1 protein-coding gene and 1 pseudogene are annotated in these 1,047 nt (G+C 39.5%); one reads left to right on the plus strand and one right to left on the minus strand.

Annotated features, from left to right (window positions below; translation table 11 throughout):
* Positions 1-110: pseudogene (locus tag IQR33_RS15830) on the minus strand (Ter macrodomain-binding protein MatP); the annotation flags it as partial.
* Positions 111-320: 210 nt separating this feature from the next.
* On the opposite strand from IQR33_RS15830, the gene IQR33_RS15835 reads away from it, so the two are divergent.
* The coding region (locus IQR33_RS15835) for an AAA family ATPase (RefSeq protein WP_193843846.1) at positions 321-1,047 on the plus strand (727 nt) is incomplete at its 3' end.

Below are 1,047 nucleotides of genomic sequence, written 5' to 3' on the forward strand. Positions count from 1 at the left end.
GCTTCGCTTGTATCAATATGTCGGGTAATCGCTTCACCATCTTTCCATTTTTTGATGAGATACTTCCATTTCCACCCACATTCTAGATTCTCAAGCTGCTGATATTTCATTTGTTCCGACCCATAAACATAACCTAGTGACAGTGTAACCCAGATGGTTTACTTGGGCAAATAAAACTCTTAGAAGTATCGATGTTGATCACTCATTTGTCTAAGTATTGTTCATTGAGAGTTGAATGCCGTGAGCAAACCAAATTGGTGCTAGGGTGTTATAGTCCGTTTCGTTATAATGTCGGCAAGATTGAATTACGATGAATTTTAATGAACCAACTTAATTGGCAAGACGTAACACCTTCACTTGAGCAGTACGAAGCACTTTTAAAGTCTGCACCTTCGTTACCAAAGAAGTCTTTTACTGAGCTCCAACCGAGAATGTCGGCAACGATATCTCGTTTTTCAAAAATTTCTGGATTGACGCGAGTACTACTCATTAACTGCGTAGATAATTCTGTCTATAGAGAGTTCATCAGTAAAGCTCTTCAGAGCCAGTCTAACGCTGCGATTGTTTTGTCGGAATCACTTGATGCCAAACGCTTATTTGACCGTTACAGTGTCGATTTAAGTGGTGATATTGCCTTCCAACCTGGCTTAATTTCACAGGCAGATAGCGGTTACTTAATTGTACCGGCTAATCTAATTTTGGCTAACCTAGGACTTTGGCCAAATATAAAGTCTGCAATTCAACAAAACCTTATCGAGCCACTGAACCTAAGCCCTACTCGTTTACCTACTTCAGTACCGCAAGCTAAAGCTTATGATGTAAAACTGATTGTAACAGGAGAAAGAAGTCAGTTAGCAGAGCTAGAATACATCGATGAAGACTTCTGTTCTGGCTTTGCCATGTATACGGAAGTTGAAGAAGATATTCATCTGTCAGAGCAGAATTTGATAGATTACTTTGGTTTAGTGAACTGGATATGTTCTCAATATCAGCTGCCTCACTTAACTGAATGTGGTTTTAGAAGATTGTTGCTAGCCGGTATGAGAT

Origin of the sequence: Vibrio sp. OPT46, from assembly GCF_015163535.1 — a bacterium.
Lineage (GTDB): Bacteria > Pseudomonadota > Gammaproteobacteria > Enterobacterales > Vibrionaceae > Vibrio > Vibrio alginolyticus.